The sequence below is a fragment of the Acetobacter persici genome (assembly GCF_018256955.1).
In the GTDB taxonomy this organism is placed as follows: Bacteria; Pseudomonadota; Alphaproteobacteria; order Acetobacterales; family Acetobacteraceae; genus Acetobacter; species Acetobacter persici.
The window spans coordinates 18,645-35,577 of record NZ_JAERKU010000011.1; the positions used below are offsets into that span (position 1 = coordinate 18,645).

General features: G+C 56.9%; 14 protein-coding genes and 1 pseudogene. 10 read left to right on the forward strand and 5 right to left on the reverse strand.

The features are described from left to right. Positions 1-440 precede the first annotated feature (440 nt). A complete protein-coding gene (locus JK199_RS11720) occupies positions 441-1,715 on the reverse strand; it encodes an MFS transporter (protein ID WP_212376141.1) in 1,275 nt (424 codons plus the stop codon). A gap of 72 nt (positions 1,716-1,787) precedes the next feature. Here JK199_RS11720 and JK199_RS11725 point away from each other — a divergent pair, with 72 nt between their 5' ends. After that, a complete protein-coding gene (locus tag JK199_RS11725) occupies positions 1,788-2,366 on the forward strand; it encodes a TetR/AcrR family transcriptional regulator (protein WP_077930937.1) in 579 nt (192 codons plus the stop codon). A 118-nt stretch (positions 2,367-2,484) separates the two neighbouring features. Next, entirely contained in the window at positions 2,485-2,679 is a 195-nt protein-coding gene (locus JK199_RS11730) for a hypothetical protein (RefSeq protein ID WP_212376145.1), read from the forward strand. A gap of 49 nt (positions 2,680-2,728) precedes the next feature. Here the strand turns inward: JK199_RS11730 and JK199_RS11735 are convergent, their stop codons facing one another. Continuing rightward, a complete protein-coding gene (locus JK199_RS11735) occupies positions 2,729-3,346 on the reverse strand; it encodes an FMN-binding negative transcriptional regulator (protein ID WP_212376148.1) in 618 nt (205 codons plus the stop codon). A 234-nt stretch (positions 3,347-3,580) separates the two neighbouring features. Here JK199_RS11735 and pdxR point away from each other — a divergent pair, with 234 nt between their 5' ends. The 5 genes from pdxR (at position 3,581) to JK199_RS11760 (ending at position 12,005) form a co-directional block, all read left to right on the forward strand. Then, on the forward strand, positions 3,581-5,062 hold the full coding sequence (gene pdxR / locus JK199_RS11740) for a MocR-like pyridoxine biosynthesis transcription factor PdxR (protein WP_212376151.1): 1,482 nt from the start codon (positions 3,581-3,583) through the stop codon (positions 5,060-5,062). 165 nt (positions 5,063-5,227) lie between these two features. After that, positions 5,228-7,180: a S9 family peptidase gene (locus tag JK199_RS16010; RefSeq protein WP_212376155.1), complete on the forward strand. Its 1,953-nt coding sequence runs from the start codon at positions 5,228-5,230 to the stop codon at positions 7,178-7,180. 59 nt (positions 7,181-7,239) lie between these two features. Next, a complete protein-coding gene (locus JK199_RS11750; protein WP_212376159.1) occupies positions 7,240-9,561 on the forward strand; it encodes a TonB-dependent receptor in 2,322 nt (773 codons plus the stop codon). Between the two features lie 18 nt (positions 9,562-9,579). Further along, on the forward strand, positions 9,580-11,076 hold the full coding sequence (locus JK199_RS11755; protein ID WP_212376162.1) for an amino acid permease: 1,497 nt from the start codon (positions 9,580-9,582) through the stop codon (positions 11,074-11,076). Then, entirely contained in the window at positions 11,073-12,005 is a 933-nt protein-coding gene (locus tag JK199_RS11760) for an alpha/beta hydrolase (protein ID WP_212376165.1), read from the forward strand. The genes JK199_RS11755 and JK199_RS11760 overlap by 4 nt, the downstream gene beginning before the upstream one ends. Positions 12,006-12,192: 187 nt before the next feature. On the opposite strand, the gene JK199_RS11765 is transcribed toward JK199_RS11760, so the two are convergent. Continuing rightward, the gene (locus tag JK199_RS11765) at positions 12,193-13,188 is read right to left on the reverse strand and encodes an LLM class flavin-dependent oxidoreductase (protein WP_212376168.1); all 996 of its coding nucleotides are present in this window, start codon (positions 13,186-13,188) and stop codon (positions 12,193-12,195) included. Positions 13,189-13,666: 478 nt separating this feature from the next. Here JK199_RS11765 and JK199_RS11770 point away from each other — a divergent pair, with 478 nt between their 5' ends. Both JK199_RS11770 and JK199_RS11775 read left to right on the forward strand, forming a co-directional pair. Next, entirely contained in the window at positions 13,667-14,032 is a 366-nt protein-coding gene (locus tag JK199_RS11770) for an antitoxin Xre/MbcA/ParS toxin-binding domain-containing protein (protein WP_061471297.1), read from the forward strand. Continuing rightward, complete coding sequence (locus JK199_RS11775; protein WP_089179451.1) at positions 14,029-14,547, forward strand: RES family NAD+ phosphorylase; 519 nt, start codon at positions 14,029-14,031, stop codon at positions 14,545-14,547. The genes JK199_RS11770 and JK199_RS11775 overlap by 4 nt, the downstream gene beginning before the upstream one ends. Positions 14,548-14,784: 237 nt before the next feature. Here JK199_RS11775 and JK199_RS11780 read toward each other — a convergent pair whose 3' ends face one another. After that, on the reverse strand, positions 14,785-15,486 hold the full coding sequence (locus tag JK199_RS11780) for a TetR/AcrR family transcriptional regulator (RefSeq protein WP_212376172.1): 702 nt from the start codon (positions 15,484-15,486) through the stop codon (positions 14,785-14,787). Here JK199_RS11780 and JK199_RS11785 point away from each other — a divergent pair. Further along, complete coding sequence (locus JK199_RS11785; protein WP_212376175.1) at positions 15,485-16,180, forward strand: O-methyltransferase; 696 nt, start codon at positions 15,485-15,487, stop codon at positions 16,178-16,180. The two genes, JK199_RS11780 and JK199_RS11785, sit on opposite strands and share 2 nt — an antisense overlap. Positions 16,181-16,296: 116 nt before the next feature. Here JK199_RS11785 and ribB read toward each other — a convergent pair. After that, positions 16,297-16,929: pseudogene (ribB, locus tag JK199_RS11790) on the reverse strand (3,4-dihydroxy-2-butanone-4-phosphate synthase); the annotation flags it as partial. Positions 16,930-16,933 lie beyond the last annotated feature (4 nt).

Consider the following 16,933-nt stretch of genomic DNA (forward strand, 5'->3'; position numbering starts at 1 on the left):
CACCGTCTTTGCTCCTTATAAGTCTCTTCAACGGCAAGCGTGGAGATCATCGATTTTTAGTCGTCTGACTGCGGGTTACCAGTTTGAACTGAAGGCCATTGCATGAGCGGCTGAGCATTGAAGTTTATAGCTTTACCCGAGCGACGCGCTGACATTTATTGTCTGATAATCAGCCGCGGTGCGTTTGGTACTGTAAGCCGGACATGTGGAACAGAAAGATCCGGCGTGCAGCCGATGGATGGGTGCTATTACGGTAGGGATTTGGGATTTGGGATTTGGGATTTGGGATTTGGTCACTGCAATTGCAATTTGAGAACCCGTCAAGATTAACAGGCATTTTGACGTGCGTTTTTCTGATAATGCGTGACGTCTGCCCGAAATAAATCCGACGCAGCCCCATGGTCAATTGAACATCCGCGTGGACCATTCCTCACCTTGTCTCACTCCGCCGCAAGGGCAACGCCTTTCGACGGAGAACGCCCAATCCGCAGCGCCATCAGCGCTGCGACCAAGCCGGCAAGCCCGGCCATGAGCAGCATGTCACGATAGCTTCCCTGTGCCTGACGCAGCACACCGGCAAGCGACGCAGCCAGAGCCGCGCCGATTTGATGCCCAAACACGATCCATCCGAATACAACCGGCGCGCGTGCCTCGCCAAAGGCGGCATTCGCGAGACGCAAGGTTGGTGGCACTGTCGCAATCCAGTCCAGCCCATAAAACACGCCAAACAGCGTCAGGCTTGCGCCGTGGAAATCTACAAACGGCAGCGCCATCAGCGACAGGCCCCGCAGGCCGTAATAGGCAAAAAGCAGCCGCCGCGCATCCATCCGGTCGGTGAGCCAACCCGAGGCTGTGGTGCCGAACAGGTCAAAGAACCCCATGAGCGCGAGATACCCCGCCGCCGGGACCGCGCCCACACCGTGATCAGCACAGATCGCGATAAAATGCGTGCCGATCAGCCCGTTTGTCGTGAAGCCACACACGAAGAACGTCAGGAACAGCAACCAGAAATCCCGCATGACCATCGCGTCACGGAGCGCCGATATCGCGATATGCAGCGGATGGCGTGACGGGCGCGCGGGAGGAACATATCCCTCCTCCGCCCCGTGCGGCACAAGGCCCAGACGCTCAGGGTGTTCAGGCAGGAACAGCGCGACGAGCGGCACAAGACCCAGACACACCACCGTGACAGCGACGACCGGCCCGCGCCAGCCATGCGTCTGTGCGAGGGACGCCAGTAGAGGCAGGAACAGCAGCGACCCTGTTGCCGTGCTTGCCGCGAGCAGACCCATGACCGTGCCGCGACGCGCCACGAACCAGCGATTGACGACCGTAGCGCCGAGCACCATTGCAACGGCCCCGGTGCCAAGACCGGTTAGCAGCCCCCATGTGAGGAAAAATTGCCACGGCGCTGTCATGAACAGTGAAAGCCCGGACGACGCACCGATCAGCAGGAGCGCCCCGATCAGCGTGCGTCGGATTCCGATTGACTGCATCAGCGCCGCGGAGAACGGCCCCACAAAGCCGTAGAGAAAAATACCAAAAGCGGCGACCGACGAAACCGTGGTGCGGCTCCACCCTAACTCCATTTGCAGGGGCATCATCAGGACGCCGGGCGTTGAGCGCACACCGGCCGACACCAGCAAGGAGAGAAAGGTGAGCACCACGACGACCACAAAGACGGCACCCTTGCGGATGGGAAGATTTCTGCTCATATGACTAACCGGTAAGTTACACTTTACTGAGCCTAGGTACCGATCGGTAACATCGTCAAGCGGAAATAGATTATGAAGCGACCCACACCCGGCGTCAGCGCCGCCGAACGGATTCGGAATTCAGCACGCGAATTGTTCTATCACAACGGAATACGCGGCGTTGGCGTCGAAGAAATCGTGCAAAACGCGGGCGTTACCAAGCCGTCGCTTTACCGTGCCTATGAATCCAAAGACGGGCTGGCTGCGGTCTATCTTGATGAATTCTACGGAACCTGCCGGACGCGCTTCGAGGAGGCCGAGTCCGATTTTCCCGACGATCCACGCGGCCAGATCCTTGCGTATTTTGACGGTCTGGCTGAACGGGCCTCCAGCCCGACCTATCGCGGCTGTGGATTGACAAACGCAATCCTTGAGTTCCCTGATCGCGATCATCCTGTCCGCCGGGAGGCCGCGCGACTCAAACAGGCGATGGCCGACTGGATTGCATCTCGCGTGGCACTTCTGAACGCACGCGACCCTGAGGCGCTGACCGCTGGTCTGGTGCTGCTGATGGAGGGAGTCTTCGTCGCAGGACAGGCCTTCGCGCCGCCCGGTCCGAGCGCCCATGCCGGCACAGTAGCCCGCCGCCTGCTTGATATGTCAGTGTTATGAAGCCTCTCTCCGAAGAGGGGTCGGAGCCTTCGCTCCTCCCCTCATATGAGACAGGGCCCTATTACGGTTGAACCCGTAAAACGGCCTGCTCGCCACATCCAGAAAGAACTCTGCGCAGTTGGCCGCCAGCCCGGCACGCCCCAACACCATGCACTACGCGGCAAATGCGCATCGTGCCCTGACGACTATGCTTACGGAACCCTCCGCAAAGCTGACTCTTACGCCGGATGATATACGCCTACAGGACAAGACGGATCGTCGTCTCTCCGTGCACAAAGGACGCAGCAAAAAGGCGACCTGCCACATCGCATGACGCCATGATCCGGGATAGGGTGGTCAGATAGTCACTAACTTTCAGGCTTTCAGGCAGGATTTTCCTGAAGAACCTGCACAGAGGACGTCGAAGCTGCGTGCAGCCGCATCCAGCGCGCGAGATCTCTGTCCGGATGATCGCTTACAATTTTATCGAACACTGCCGGAGTTTCACCCTGTCCCAGCTTGAAGGACGGGTGGAAGGTGAGATTCGTAATTTCAAAGCCAATAATATGTTTCTTGAGCGCCTCTGCACGTGGCTCGCTTTCACTGATTCGCCAGGGTTCTGCGCGCGCCTTCTCCATTGCGTCAACCAGCAGCTCAAGACCTGATCCTGTCAGATTCTCGGAAAAACTCAGGGCTCCGCGCGCCCAGACGCGTGCATAATTCCATGTCGGTATCCAGCCGCGATCTCCTGCCACTTCCGGCGACACATAGGCTTGCGGGCCAGAAAACATAACCTCCACAGCGATCGGCCCGGCTTCGGGCGGTATCGTGAGGGTACGCCGCGCCATATGACCGATAAGGCGCGCGTGCGACAAATCCCGGGACTGACCGGAAGGTTCCAGAATCAGGGGAAGATGAACCGGCATCCCATCGGCGGTAGAAAGACCACTCACCGCTGCAAGGGGATATTCACCAATCAGTTGTGCTATAAGGTCATTCATGTTTCTGGTCGGCACACTTCAGGAAGAATGGAAATTTGCGCTTACGGATCGTGCTTTACTGCCGCGGCCCGTCAGGATATCCAGACTGCCTGTTTATAGTGACAGCGCGGATGCTCTTTTCCATTTCACGCACCCTGCTGGGCACGACAAGAGCCAATTGTTTCACGAGCAGGGGACCATAAGAAAAACCTGTCCTCAGTCTCGTTTTGTATTTTTGAGTGGGAACATCATCTGATGCTTCGTCCCCGGCGCGTACCGCTTGATATCACTCTGGACCCGCAATCCGTGCAGCCGCTTTACCTGCAGATTGCCGACGCAGTTACGCAGGAAATTGAACGGGGCCGGCTTTCAGCGGGAGACTATCTCCCCAGCACCCGCGCGCTGGCGGATGCGCTGGCCGTTAATCGCAAGACAATTGTTCTGGCCTTTGAGGAACTCGTTGCTCAGGGATGGATTGAAACATCAGGCACCAGCGGCACACAGGTCTCCGCGACATTGCCGGTACGGTCCGCATCCTCCCGTCCCGACAAGAAAGCTGATACGGAAAAAACTGCTTCGCCACAGGCTGGTTTTCGCTATATCGCAGCTCCGGCACGCGCCCTTGCGGTGCTGGAAGATCACGGTGTCAAACTTGATGAGGGTTCACCGGATGGGCGGCTGTTTCCCGCCGATGTTCTGGCCCGCGCCTACCGTGGTGCCCTGAGCAAAGTCTCACGCTATAACCGCCTGTCTTATGCTGATCCGCGTGGCTCGGCCTCCCTGCGCCAGACAATCGCGACCATGCTGAAAACGGAGCGGGGCCTGCCTGTTAACGCGGAGAATATCTGCATCACACGCGGCAGTCAGCACGGTATTTTTCTGGCCGCCATGACACTGATCCGCCCCGGTGACATTGTTGTCGTGGAGGAACTCACTTACGAGCCTGCCGTCATGGCCTTTCAGGCACTGGGGGCAGAACTCCGGACAATCGGGCTGGATGGAGACGGTGCAGATGTCACGGCACTCGAAGCGCTTTGCGCCACGCAGCGCATCGCGTTCGTTTTTCTGACACCGCATCACCAGTTTCCCACAACAGTCTCGCTCCATCCTGACCGAAGACTAAAAGTGATTGAACTGGCGCGCCGCTACGGTTTTGCAATTCTTGAAGACGATTACGATCACGAATTTCATTTTGAATCACAGCCTTTATTACCGATGGCAAGCTACGCCCCGGAAAGTGTGATTTATGTCGGCTCCCTCTCCAAACTGGCTATTCCGGCTTTAAGGCTGGGCTATGTTGTGGCGCCTGCCGCGGTGATTGAGGCTCTGGCGCACCATGTCTCGATTGTAGACGGGATGGGCAATATCGTGACGGAAGAAGCGGTCGGGGCGCTGATTGAAGAAGGCGAATTACGCCGCCATGCCCGCAAGGCCGCCCGCCTTTATGCAGAACGCCGGGACGCCTTTGCTCTGGCGCTGACGGAAGAATTCGGTTCTTCCATTACCTTCATACCGCCCAAAGGCGGGCTGGCCTTCTGGCTCCGGTTTGCCGACACCACCATACTGGACCGGATAGAGCGCAACGCCGCTGCTCTGGCTCTTCGCTTCGCAGGGTCGGACTCCTATAAGGCACGACCGGAAGCGCCCCGCGGATTACGGATCGGATTTGCCAGCATGAACGCCGAGAAGACACGTCATGCCTTGCGTCTTCTCAAACAGGCGAGCCGTCTGCCTTAGGAAAAACCACGCTTATGACGTGGACCCGTCACCGTTCAAAAATTGGATGTTCCGGATAGACAACAATCTGCGAGAGGATCAGGGCAGGATCACAATAGCCCAAAGGTCATGCCTGCCTTGCGTTATAAAAATACAATACGCACTGCTCAAGTATTTCCCACGGGAGTGGGGCGCACTGCGTCTGTCCGGATACTTTCCTCTGCACTGATCACTCTGCTGGTCTCATCCCCCGCACTGGCAGCACCGCATCCGATCACACCGCAAGACATTTCAGCACTGCGGCAGATCTCAGATGCCCAGATCGCGCCTGACGGCCACCAGATCCTTTACAGCCGCATCACCCCCTCCAGTCACACCGCACCGACAGCACCGGACCTATGGGCAGTCACGCCCGGTTCACACGCAGAACCGAAGCAATTGCGCGGTACACTCACAGGGGACCATCACCCACGCTGGTCTCCCGATGGTGCAACGCTAGCCCTCCTCCGCACGCATGCGACCGGCACAGCGCGTGGGGCACGCCTCGTACTGCTCGACATCAAAAGCGGAAAAACGCGCACTATTCCCGGACTGACGGGAACGCCCGTCACCTTCACATGGGCACCTGATGGCCGTTCGATTGCGATCATCACCCATGAAGCACCGCCTGCGCTTCCGCATAACGCGACGGAAGAAGGGCGCAGCGGTACCAGCCACCTGATCCTGCTTGACGTCACCACCCTGAAGACCAGAACCATCCCAACGCCCGATCCCTTCGTCTTTGACGTGGACTGGGGGCCGAAGGGGCAATGCCTCATTATCCGCAGCGGTAAAGAAGGTGGGCTTGAATACTACTGGTACCGCTCAACCCAATCCGTCATCAAACCAGATGGCACGGTGCTGTACACCCTGCCCGGCCATGCCACGGCTGTGCATGCCTCTTTCTCTCCAGACGGGAGCACCGTCGTCTATGGGTATTTCTCAGAGGACGGTATTGATGGTCTTGTTGGAACCGTTGATCTTGCAACGGGAAAGCGTGAACCCATTGCGTCCGCATGGGGTGGCGCAATCCTGCGTGCCGCGTGGGACACTGACGGGCATGGCCTGACCGTTCTTGGCTTTAAAGGTGTGGAAACACATCTGGCCCATGTGGCGTTCGATCACGCCAGCACGGCCGAACCGACCGAGATCGCAACGGTTATGGGGGAGGTCTTCTCTTTCTCCCGTGACAAGAGTGGTGACATCGCCCTGACAGCGTCAACCCGCACAATGCCGGATGAGGTCTGGCTTTACCACAAGGGACACGGGCAGCAACTGACGCACAGCAATCCGGGCGTAGATCAATGGTCCCTCGGGGAACAGCGCATCATCCACTGGAAGGCGAAGGACGGGCTTGATCTTTCCGGCATTCTCGTGCTGCCACCGGGTGCCAGCCCGCATCAGCCAATGCCTCTTTTCGTGCAAATCCACGGTGGTCCGCTGGAGGCCTGGTACGATGGATGGCTTGGCTCATGGCACAACTGGGCGCGCATGCTTGCCTCTCACGGCATTGCGGTGTTCATGCCCAATCCGCGCGGTTCCGAAGGCGGCGGCCCAGCGTTTAGCGCCGCCAATCGGGGTGACTGGGGCGGCAAGGATTATCAGGATATCCTCAGCGGCGTCGATCACCTTGAAAAAGACGGCATTGCCGACCCGGCGCGCCTTGCACTGGGCGGCTGGAGTTATGGCGGCTTCATGGGCATGTGGGCTGCCGGACATAATGACCGTTTCAAAACACTCATTGCGGGTGCAGGCATTGCCGACCTCATGACAATGGCCATGAGCACCGATGTCGGCCTCAGCTTCATCCCGCCCTACTTTGGTGACCCACTGACCCACCAAAGCGACTATTCCGCCCATTCACCACTCAGCTTCGTCCAGAACGTCACTGTGCCGGTCCTGCTCCTGCATGGTGATGCGGACACACGCGTGCCCACACTCCAGAGCCGCCTGTTCTACGCGGCCCTGCATGAAAGTGGAAAAACGGCACGCTTTATCCACTATCCCGGCGCACCCCACTGGTTTGGCGGCAGTGTCGGGCTCGATACCGAGATCGACGTGCAGCAACAGGTTCTCTCCTGGCTTCAAAAATATCTCTGAACCGACCCATCACGTTACCGACTGCTCCCTGTATCAGCCCTCTTCAGGAACGAGCCCTCATGATCCACAGCTCTTTTTCCAGACTCCGCCCCGGTTTTCGGCTTCTGCTCCTGGCCGCTGTTTCCGCTTTTCCCGGAACAGTGCTGGCCCAGACTGAAACAGATTCAAAACAGCACGCACATCCAGCCCGCCCGGCTCCGGCCGCGCGTCCGGTCGTCCTCCAGCCCGCCGCCCCCCATATGAACAACCGGGCAGCGGCAAAGGAACAGCCTGATACGCTGGAATCCATTACGGTCTCAGCGGAACGGCGGCAGCAATCCACTCATGATGTGGCGAACTCTGTCACCGTGCTTTCCGGAAAATTCCTGCAAAAAATCAATGCGCAGTCTTATAGCGACTATATCGCGCAAATTCCGGGGGCAACGTTCAACCAGTCCCTGCCCGGCCTGTCGACCATCACTTTCCGCGGTATTGCCACCACCGCTGGCATTGATCAGGGGCAAGGCACTACCGGCTATTTTCTGAACGACATTCCGCTTTCTGAACCCGGCTTTGCCATTGCCGTGCCGGATATCGACACGTTTGACGTCGCCCGCGTGGAAGCCCTGCGTGGTCCGCAAAGTACGCTCTTTGGTTCCGCAACATTGGGTGGTGCGATTGACTACATCCCCAATCAGGCTGACACGGGCAAGATTGACGCCGCCGCCCAGTCCTCCATCGTCGGGATGCCCGGTCATGAAGTTGGCTACGGCGAAAAAGGTATGTTCAACATACCGATCATCAAGGGCAAACTTGCCGTGCGCGGCGTGCTTGGATACCGGCAGGACCCCGGTTACATCACCAACTTAGGCATAGGCCGCAATACCAATACCGGATACACACGCAATGCCCGCGCAAGCGTTGTCTATACGCCCACGGATGCGGACAAGATCGCCTACACCTATATCGCCCAGAGTTCCGATATTTCAGATGATCCCTATTCGCTCGCAGCGTTGCCTGATTATCAGAAGCAACGCCATATTGAGGAACCGCTCCGCACACAGATCCAGATGCATGAGCTGCGCTACGATCATGATTTCTCCTTTGCCACACTGAGCGCGATGGGAGCGTTCACCCGTAAAGGAAAAAACGCCACCACCGATTATACCCCGTATTACGGAGACACGATGGGCGGGGGGAATACAACGCTCAATGAAACCGGTGACAGCAAGTCCATGTATTATGAACTGCGTCTTGCCTCCAGCAAGCACTCGCGTTTCAACTGGCTGATTGGCGCAGCCTATTACGAAACATGGAAGCGCATTGAAGACAATGTCATGACTGACAATGTTCAGTCCTTTATTTCCGGCCTGTATGGCGCATCTCTCGTGCCGCAGTTAACGCAGGGTGACAGCTGGTATTGGGGCACAGCAAATTACGATGGCACTGAAAAATCCATTTTTGGTGAAGCCTCCTACGAAATTTTCAAAGGGCTGACTCTGACAGGCGGCGCCCGCGTCTTTAACGCATCAGAAAAAACCTCGAGCGAGACGCCCGGCTACCTTGCCTACAGCAGCAACGGCAGCCTGCTCAACCGCACGGCCTCCAGCACCTCGCAGACAAGCGCGCTCCCGAAGGTTGCGCTGCGTTATGAACCAAACAAGCAGATGATGTTCTACTTCCTGTTTTCGGAAGGGTATCGTTTTGGCACGCCCAATTCGACAATTTACAATGCAGCCTACCCCACGCCCCGCGGCACACGGTCGGACACGCTGAAAAATTACGAAGTTGGTGCGCGTCTCAACCTTTTTCACCATCACCTGCTGATTGAGCCCACGCTCTACTGGATTGACTGGAGCAATATGCAGGCGCGCCTGTTGCGGCCTGACGGCCTGACCTATGGCGCAAACGTGGGGGCCTCCGTCAGCCGGGGCGCGGAACTGAGTGCAACATGGATCACACCGATCAAAGGGCTTCAACTCCGTATAAACGGTACGTATGATGATGCACACACAACGCAGTCTGTCTCTACGTCCGGCGGTGTCATTCCTTCAGGATCACAACTGGCCTCCAGCCCGAAATGGCAGTTCAGCGAAATTCTCAGCTATGCGGCTGTAGATTTACCACATGAGCCCACGCTCTCCGTTATTCATCACTATCGCGGCTCCGCACCGGGCCTGCTTGGCAACAGCATGCGGATCGGCAATTACAATACCGTAGACTTCCAGCTTACCGGACATTTTCACGTCCCCAAAGGGCAGCTCGACCTCAGCCTCTATGCCAAGAATGTTGGCAATTCCCACGGGCTCAGCATGGGCTATGATAATGGCAGCGCGCTCGTAAACCAGTATTATTTCATCCCGCCGCAGTCTGTCGGAATGACCCTGAACTGGCATCTGTAATCTGGCGCAGGAGACACTATGGCCGCAGAGATTAAAACAGGAGCCCCTTCCCTCCATCGCGCCCTTGGGCCGGTGGATCTCCTCCTGCTCGGGGTGGGCTGCGTGGTAGGAGCCGGGATCTATATCCTGCCTGGGGTGGCAGCGGCGGAATACGCAGGGCCAGCAGTCACCCTCGCCTTTGTAGCCGCCGCTGCGGCCTGCGGCCTCACCGGCCTTTGCTATGCGGAACTCGCAACCGCCATGCCAATAGCGGGTGCGTCCTATAGTTATGTTGCCCGCGCATTTGGCCCGGTTGCCGCCTTTGGGGTCGGCTGGGCTCTCACGCTGGAATTTCTGCTGGCCGGCGCCGCAGTCTCGACAGGCTTCGCCAGTTACTTCATGAGCCTGCTGCATGAGTTCGGCATTGACCTCCCGCAGGCGCTAACACAGGCGAGCATTGCCGGAACCGCCCCGACCGATCTGCCAACTAGTGGCTTCCATACCAACGCTCTTGCACTCCTCGCCCTGCTGATTGTCGGGGGGATACTGATGCGCGGTGTGCGGGAATCCGCCCGTGCGAATGCCGTGCTGGTTATTGTAAAAATAAGTGTATTGCTGACGTTTTTGCTGATCGGCGCGCGCCATGTCCAGCCTGCTCTCTGGCACCCCTTTCTGCCTCCATCTGAAGGGCCGTTTCGCTATGGCGCATCCGGCTTTTTGCGGGCAGCGTCCGTCGTCGTCTTCGCTTATCTCGGCTTCGATACCGTCGCCACCGCAGCCGCAGAAGCACGCAAACCCGCCCGTGACCTCCCGATCGGACTGATCGGCACACTGACTGTCAGTGCGTTACTCTACGCGCTGGTTTCTCTTGTGCTGACAGGCCTCGTGCCGTTTCGCACACTGAATGTGCCAGATCCGGTCGCCTTCGCCATGGCGCATGTTGGCTATCCCGGTATCGGAATGCTGCTGCGGGTCGGCGCGTTAGCGGGGCTCGCCTCTGTCATGCTGGCTAATACCTATGGCCATTCGCGCATTTGCTTTGCCATGGCCCGTGATGGGCTTCTGCCCAACTGGTTCACCCGGCTGCATCCCCGCCACGGCACGCCAGGACACGGGATTGCGCTGACAGCCGGTGCGGCAGGCCTGCTGGCAGCACTCTTCCCGATTGGCATTCTGGCTGATCTGGTCAGCATCGGCACAATGGTTGCCTTCGCCGGTGTTGCACTCAGCGTCATGCGTATGCGGGTCACCGCACCTGACATGGTCCGGCCCTTCCGCCTGCCTCTGGGGGGTGTGCGTGTCGGCGGATTATGGCTCGGCATCATACCCGTCTGCGCCTTATTCTTATCCCTTACAACAATTGGCGTCGTCATTGCCGGGCTCTGGCAGCAAGCGCGGATGGGGCACCCTGCAGCCGCCATTTTTCTGCTTCTTTACGTCACAGCAGGATGTGTACTGAGCGTTATCCGGGCGCGCATAGTGAATAAGAGCAGCCCAAAACAAGATCTGACCGTACCCGAAGAAAGTATTTCATGAGCAAGATTGACCCAGAAATCGCAGCCTTTCGCCGTCACATGGCCGATGTGAGCCGGGATTTTCCTCCTTTTGAAACCCTGCCACCAGAGACCGCACGTCGTCTTGCTGCTCAGGGCCGCGCCACTCTGCCCAATCTGCCAACCCCCGGCGTCATCATGAACGAAGGCAAGATGGAGAGTGTCTCACCACCCATGAAATATCGGATCTATCGTCCTGCCGGTAAAATCACGGGCGTGCTCTTTTATCTACATGGCGGTGGATGGACGATTTTTGGCGTCGATACGCATGACCGTCTGACACGAGCCTATGCCGATCAGGGTAACCTGCTGGTCATCGCGCTTGATTATGCGCTCGCACCAGAACATGTCTTCCCGACCGCGCTCCATCAGATTACCGATGCAATCAGCACGCTTGCCAAAGATCTTGCTGGAGACATTGGACCTCTGCCCCTCTTCCTCGGTGGGGATTCAGCAGGGGCCAACCTTAGTCTTGCTACAGCACTTGCCCTGAGAGACACGCGTGCTCTGAAGCTAAACGGCCTGCTGCTCAGCTACGGCGTCTATGATTCTCGTTGTGAGAATGCCTCCTTCGATGCCTATAGCGGCCCCGAATACATGCTGACCCGTGATGAAATGGTATTCTTCTGGAAACGCTATATCCCAGAAGCACCTTCGCGCACACACCCTCAGGCACATCTGCTCGCGGCAGACCTCCATGCCCTGCCGCCATGTTTTCTGACAATTGCAGAATGTGACGTGCTTTCTGATGAAAGCCACGCCATAGCCCATCAGCTACAGGAACACGGCAATGATGTAACCGCACGCGTCTATAAAGGTGCCACGCATTCTTTTCTCGAAGCCCTCGATATCGCGGCTCTGGCCCGGACAGCAATCAAGGACCAACTGGAGTGGATTGCGTCAAACTCCTAGATATCGCAAACGCACTCACTCGCCTGAGCATATCCGTTATCTGACGCCCCCCAGACGATCACTCCTGCGAATTACGTTCCGCGTGTGACGGCTCATGATCATAATACTTGCGGACGTCAGTTACCGCTCTTTGCAAGACGTTAGCATAGATCAGCAAGATTCCAGATCTGAACATCTGGTTATGAAATCATGAAACGTCCACTGACTGACGATCTATCAGCTTCTGCGCAATGCCGGTAAGGGTTGAGCGCCTCGCGGCCTGTGAGAAGAGGGGCGCACCGATCATAAGTTCGTCCGGCTGATGCTGTTTTATAAAAGCGGAAATTTCTTCGGCCACGACATCTGCCGTTCCTGTAAACGTATAACGCAGGGTTCGGTCAATAAGAGCCTGCTCCTGTTCGTTCCAGAAAACGGCGCGAGGTGCTGGAAATTGCGTTGGACGCCCCCGGCGTAACGCAACAAAATGCTGCTCCAGAGAAGTTGCTGCATGCTGCGCCTCGGCAGGTGTTTCTCCGATAATCGCATTGACGGCCAGCATGGCGTAAGGCTTCTGAAGACGTTCTGACGGTTCAAAACACTGACGATAAAGGGCCAGAGCCTCTTCCATCAGATCCGGTGCAAAATGACTGGCGAAAGCAAACGGCAGGCCCATGATTGCGGCCAGATGCGCGGAAAACAGGGAAGAACCGAGCAGCCAGACGGGCACATCCAGCCCGGCTCCCGGCACAGCAAAAACCGTCTGACCCGGTTGGGGCTTCTCAAAATAATGCAGCAGTTCCGCAACATCCTGAGGGAAACGATCAGCAGAGCCGGGATCACGCCGCAGTGCCTGCATGGTTGCCTGATCGGAACCCGGTGCTCGCCCCAATCCAAGGTCAATCCGTCCGGGATAGAGAGAGTCCAGTGTCCCGAACGCTTCGGCGACGGCAAGCGGTGCGTGATTGGGCAGCATGATGCCACCTGCCCCCACCCGAATGGTTTTCGTCGCTCCCGCAACATACCCAATAGCCACAGCGGTCGCGGCGGAAGCAATGCCGGGCATTGCATGGTGTTCTGCGAGCCAGAAGCGACGGAACCCTAAACTCTCCGCATGCACAGCAAGGTCCGCGCTACGCTGCAGCGCCTCTGCTGCTACACTCCCTTCATTGATGAAGGCCAGATCAAGAATTGAAAGCGGAATCATGAAGGCCCCTTCCCTGTTTGCCGGGTTACTTATGTGGGGTCGACACCGCGTCACACCAGAGGGTTGAGCAAAGCGTAGACAATTGCAGAGATACGGCTCCGGATTACACCGGCTCTACCGGTCCCCTTTTCATTTCTGTTTTGAATAACAGTTTGAGCTGGCATTCTACTCTGGGAGAGTGTGATGGATTTTCTGGGGATGTGTTGAGTCTTGTGGCTTCTGAGGGATTAAGTGCAACGCAAAAACCCCGCCTGAGGGAGGCGGGTTGGGTATAGTGACTACAATTTAGTGGTGATTTTGGTTGCGGGGGAAGGCAACCAACGATACTTGCGATTGGTGGACCGCGAGATACCCCGTCGCGCCGCGTAACAGGATGACAATGCCAGTGCGCACGGACATATCCAACTGGAATCCTTGCAACAGACAATCTGCCTCATATATAATCCCATATAACGGTCAATATATGAGGCATTCCATCATGTCTGAGACTACATTCCTCATCGACGCCTTTGATCCATCGGGGCTGATCGCTGCAGAACGGCTGAGCAATATGCTGCACATCACAAGGGGTGAACTGGCCACCACTCTGGGCCTGTCTCGTGACGCCGTCTCCAAAAGCGCACGCCTTGGCCGCCCTGCCACTCAAGCCAGGCTGCGCGACATGGTCGAGATCCTCAATCGCGTCCGGCCATGGGCTGGCTCGGCCCAACAGGCTTTCGCATGGTACCGATCACAACCTTTGCCCTCCTTCGGTGATCAGACTGCCGAGGCGCTTGTCCGGGAGGGACGCGCCGATGCCGTCCGACGCTATCTGGATCGGATTGCTACCGGCGGCTACGCGTGAGGTTCACCGGACGGGTATTCAGGGCTCACAATCCCCGGTGGTCTTTCGCGCCATTATCGGGCGATGGTGCGGCGCTCCACGGAGGACGTTTCAACCCGGCCGGTATACCTGCCCTTTACACATCACTTCGGATGGAAACTGCATGGCTCGAAGCCCAGCAGGGTTTCCCATTCAAGCCGCAACCTTTGACCATCTGTGCCTATGACGTCGAGAGCGAACCAGTCCTCGATCTGACCGATCTATCTAGTTTTAACAATCTGGGCTTCTCCCCTGCCACCTTGGCCTGTCCTTGGGAAGATCTTGCTGACCAAGGCAAGACGCCCCCCTCATGGGAACTGGCAAAAGCACTCATGGCCAGTGGCGCAGCCGGCATAATCGTCCCGAGCTTTGCTCCCGGAGCGACAGAAAATGACAAAAACCTTGTTTTCTGGAGTTGGTCAGATAATCCCCTCTCCTGCGTGACTGTCATTGACGACGAGAAGCGCTTGCCGGGAACCGCGGCATCATGGCGATAAACTGACTGTCGAACGAAATCACCAAATGGCCGGTGCAAGAACCTGGTTTCTGCATCCTGCGAGGTGAACTGTCCCATTTTATCGATAACGCTCCGTTCCCCACGTCCCTTATCACTCAGCAACCAGAGAACGCGATCTTCTATGAAGAGTTGGGATTTCAGGTCATAAATGGTCAGCCTACCGTTCCTTAAAGGGGGCGGCTTCTCAAAATCAATCATTATAAGATAATCAAAGAGATCACTCTCTCATCAGTTTCTTCTCGGCCTGAATAACTGCCATCAACTGACCTATGATGCGATCAAGCTGGTCTGCTTCTATCACCGTGGTGCGTTGCCGTGTCACGTCAATGAGCGCTCCTGCTATGACGCAGAGATCATTGGCAAGAGCTTGCGCCTTCCTCCCAAGAGCAACATTATGATGCTCAAGAAACGTTGTTACCACTGCACAGAGTTCAGTCATGATACGATGATGGTCTGTCTCGAGAGGCAGCTTCGCCTCGATTTCATCCAGGCGCACTGCGAAAAGCGGATGCTTCCGATCTGTCTGAACTGCGGCGAGAATCAGAGAGCGTAATCCGTCACGCAATGACTGGCGGCACGCAGTCACCAGTGCCGAGGCCACGGTATGCACCAGCCTTTCCCGCACCTGACGACTCAGGGCGGCGATGACCTCGTTCCTGCCTTGGAAATACTGGTAAAGGGTGGCGATTCCAACTCCGGCACGGTCCGCAATTGCGTTAGTGCTGCAGGACTTTCCTTCTTCCAGAAGCAGAGCAGTCGCATCCAGAATGGCATCCACAGTCGCTCGCGAGCGTGCCTGACGCGGCCATTTCCGTGGAGCCAGAGTGAGGTCGGTATCCTCGGTGAAAATGCGAGTAACGCCAGCATAGAGCGAGGGATTATTATTATCTGCATCCAGTCTTGTCTGCGGAGTTATCATGACCAATCACCTCTTTCGTCCACAATTCACAGCAGCTATCCAGCGGGTTCTTGAACGTCTCTATTCCGAGACCATTGAACAGGATCCCGTTCGACGGGCGGAAGCGCAGTCCGCAGGACTGAACCATGATGGAGAACACGGATTTTATCAGGCCATGGCTGGGGCCAGAATGCCAGTCACACCTGAGTTTGGCACCCTGCTTTATGTGCTGGCACGCAGCAGCGGTGCCCGACATATTGTTGAGTTTGGCACGTCATTCGGGGTTTCAACGCTCTTTCTGGCGGCCGCCCTAAGGGATAACGGCGGCGGGCAGCTGGTGACAACAGAGTTTGTCGCACAGAAAGCGGCAAGCGCAGCAGCCAATCTGCACGAAGCTGGGCTGGCTGATCTGGTCGACATCCGCATCGGAGATGCCATGGCTACGCTTGCCCGCGATGTGCCACACCCAATCGACCTGATCCTACTTGATGCCTCGAAAGGGCTCTATCTGGATATCCTGCGCCTGCTCGAACCGGGTCTGAGACAAGGTGGCCTCGTCGTGAGCGACCGCGCCGACCTTGACGGGGGCGATGGCGGTCGTGCAAGTGCCTACCTCGACTATCTGAGCAATCCAGCAAACGGATATCGTATGGCGGCGATCACGACCGAGGCTCTTGGTCAACGTTTTGCTCATGATGTTGCTGTTCGCGCGTAACCAATCAACTATTTCTCTCTACTAATATAATATTACTTCGGACATCACGATTACATTCTTCATAAAAATTAAGTGTTATATTTTTTATTACTTTAATTTCCTGCATTAGATTGTGACGCCACAACCGCCCGCAGAATGTCTGCAATACTGATTATTGGTAGATCAAACCGTTGAGAAAACACATCCAGTTGCGTCCGGCGGGCCATGGTGCCGTCCTCGTTCAGGATTTCACAGAGCACTCCAGCAGGTTTGAGGCCAGAAAGCCGAGCCAAATCCACCGATCCCTCCGTATGACCGCGCCGTGAGAGTGTTCCTCCTTTTGCAGCCTTCAGTGGAAAGATATGACCTGGCACCATGAAATCCTGCTTCGAAGCACCCGGTTCAATCGCCGCGCGGATCGTCCGGGCGCGATCATAGGCAGAAATCCCTGTCGTGGTTCCTTCCTTCGCATCAATCGACACCGTAAAGGCGGTACCAAACGGACAGGTATTCTCATCAGCCATCATCGGCAATGAAAGACGTTCAACGTATTCCTCGGCAAGGGGTAGGCACACCAACCCTCGTCCATGTGTAATCATGAAATTGATTGCGTCAGGAGTCACGAATTCAGCCGCCATGACCAGGTCGCCTTCGTTCTCCCTGTTGTCATCGTCCACCATGATAACCATTCGCCCTGCACGCATAGCCTCGATCGCACGGGCAACGGTCGGAATTATGGAGCGGATAGAGTGACCGTGTGCGACGTTCATAGGG

Coding starts and splice junctions, on each gene's coding strand:
- JK199_RS11720 (WP_212376141.1), bottom strand. CDS start 1,715: ATGAGCAGAAATCTTCCCATCCGCAAGGGTGCCGTCTTTGTGGTCGTC.
- JK199_RS11725 (WP_077930937.1), top strand. CDS start 1,788: ATGAAGCGACCCACACCCGGCGTCAGCGCCGCCGAACGGATTCGGAAT.
- JK199_RS11735 (WP_212376148.1), bottom strand. CDS start 3,346: ATGAATGACCTTATAGCACAACTGATTGGTGAATATCCCCTTGCAGCG.
- pdxR (WP_212376151.1), top strand. CDS start 3,581: ATGCTTCGTCCCCGGCGCGTACCGCTTGATATCACTCTGGACCCGCAA.
- JK199_RS11750 (WP_212376159.1), top strand. CDS start 7,240: ATGATCCACAGCTCTTTTTCCAGACTCCGCCCCGGTTTTCGGCTTCTG.
- JK199_RS11755 (WP_212376162.1), top strand. CDS start 9,580: ATGGCCGCAGAGATTAAAACAGGAGCCCCTTCCCTCCATCGCGCCCTT.
- JK199_RS11760 (WP_212376165.1), top strand. CDS start 11,073: ATGAGCAAGATTGACCCAGAAATCGCAGCCTTTCGCCGTCACATGGCC.
- JK199_RS11765 (WP_212376168.1), bottom strand. CDS start 13,188: ATGATTCCGCTTTCAATTCTTGATCTGGCCTTCATCAATGAAGGGAGT.
- JK199_RS11770 (WP_061471297.1), top strand. CDS start 13,667: ATGTCTGAGACTACATTCCTCATCGACGCCTTTGATCCATCGGGGCTG.
- JK199_RS11785 (WP_212376175.1), top strand. CDS start 15,485: ATGACCAATCACCTCTTTCGTCCACAATTCACAGCAGCTATCCAGCGG.
- JK199_RS11780 (WP_212376172.1), bottom strand. CDS start 15,486: ATGATAACTCCGCAGACAAGACTGGATGCAGATAATAATAATCCCTCG.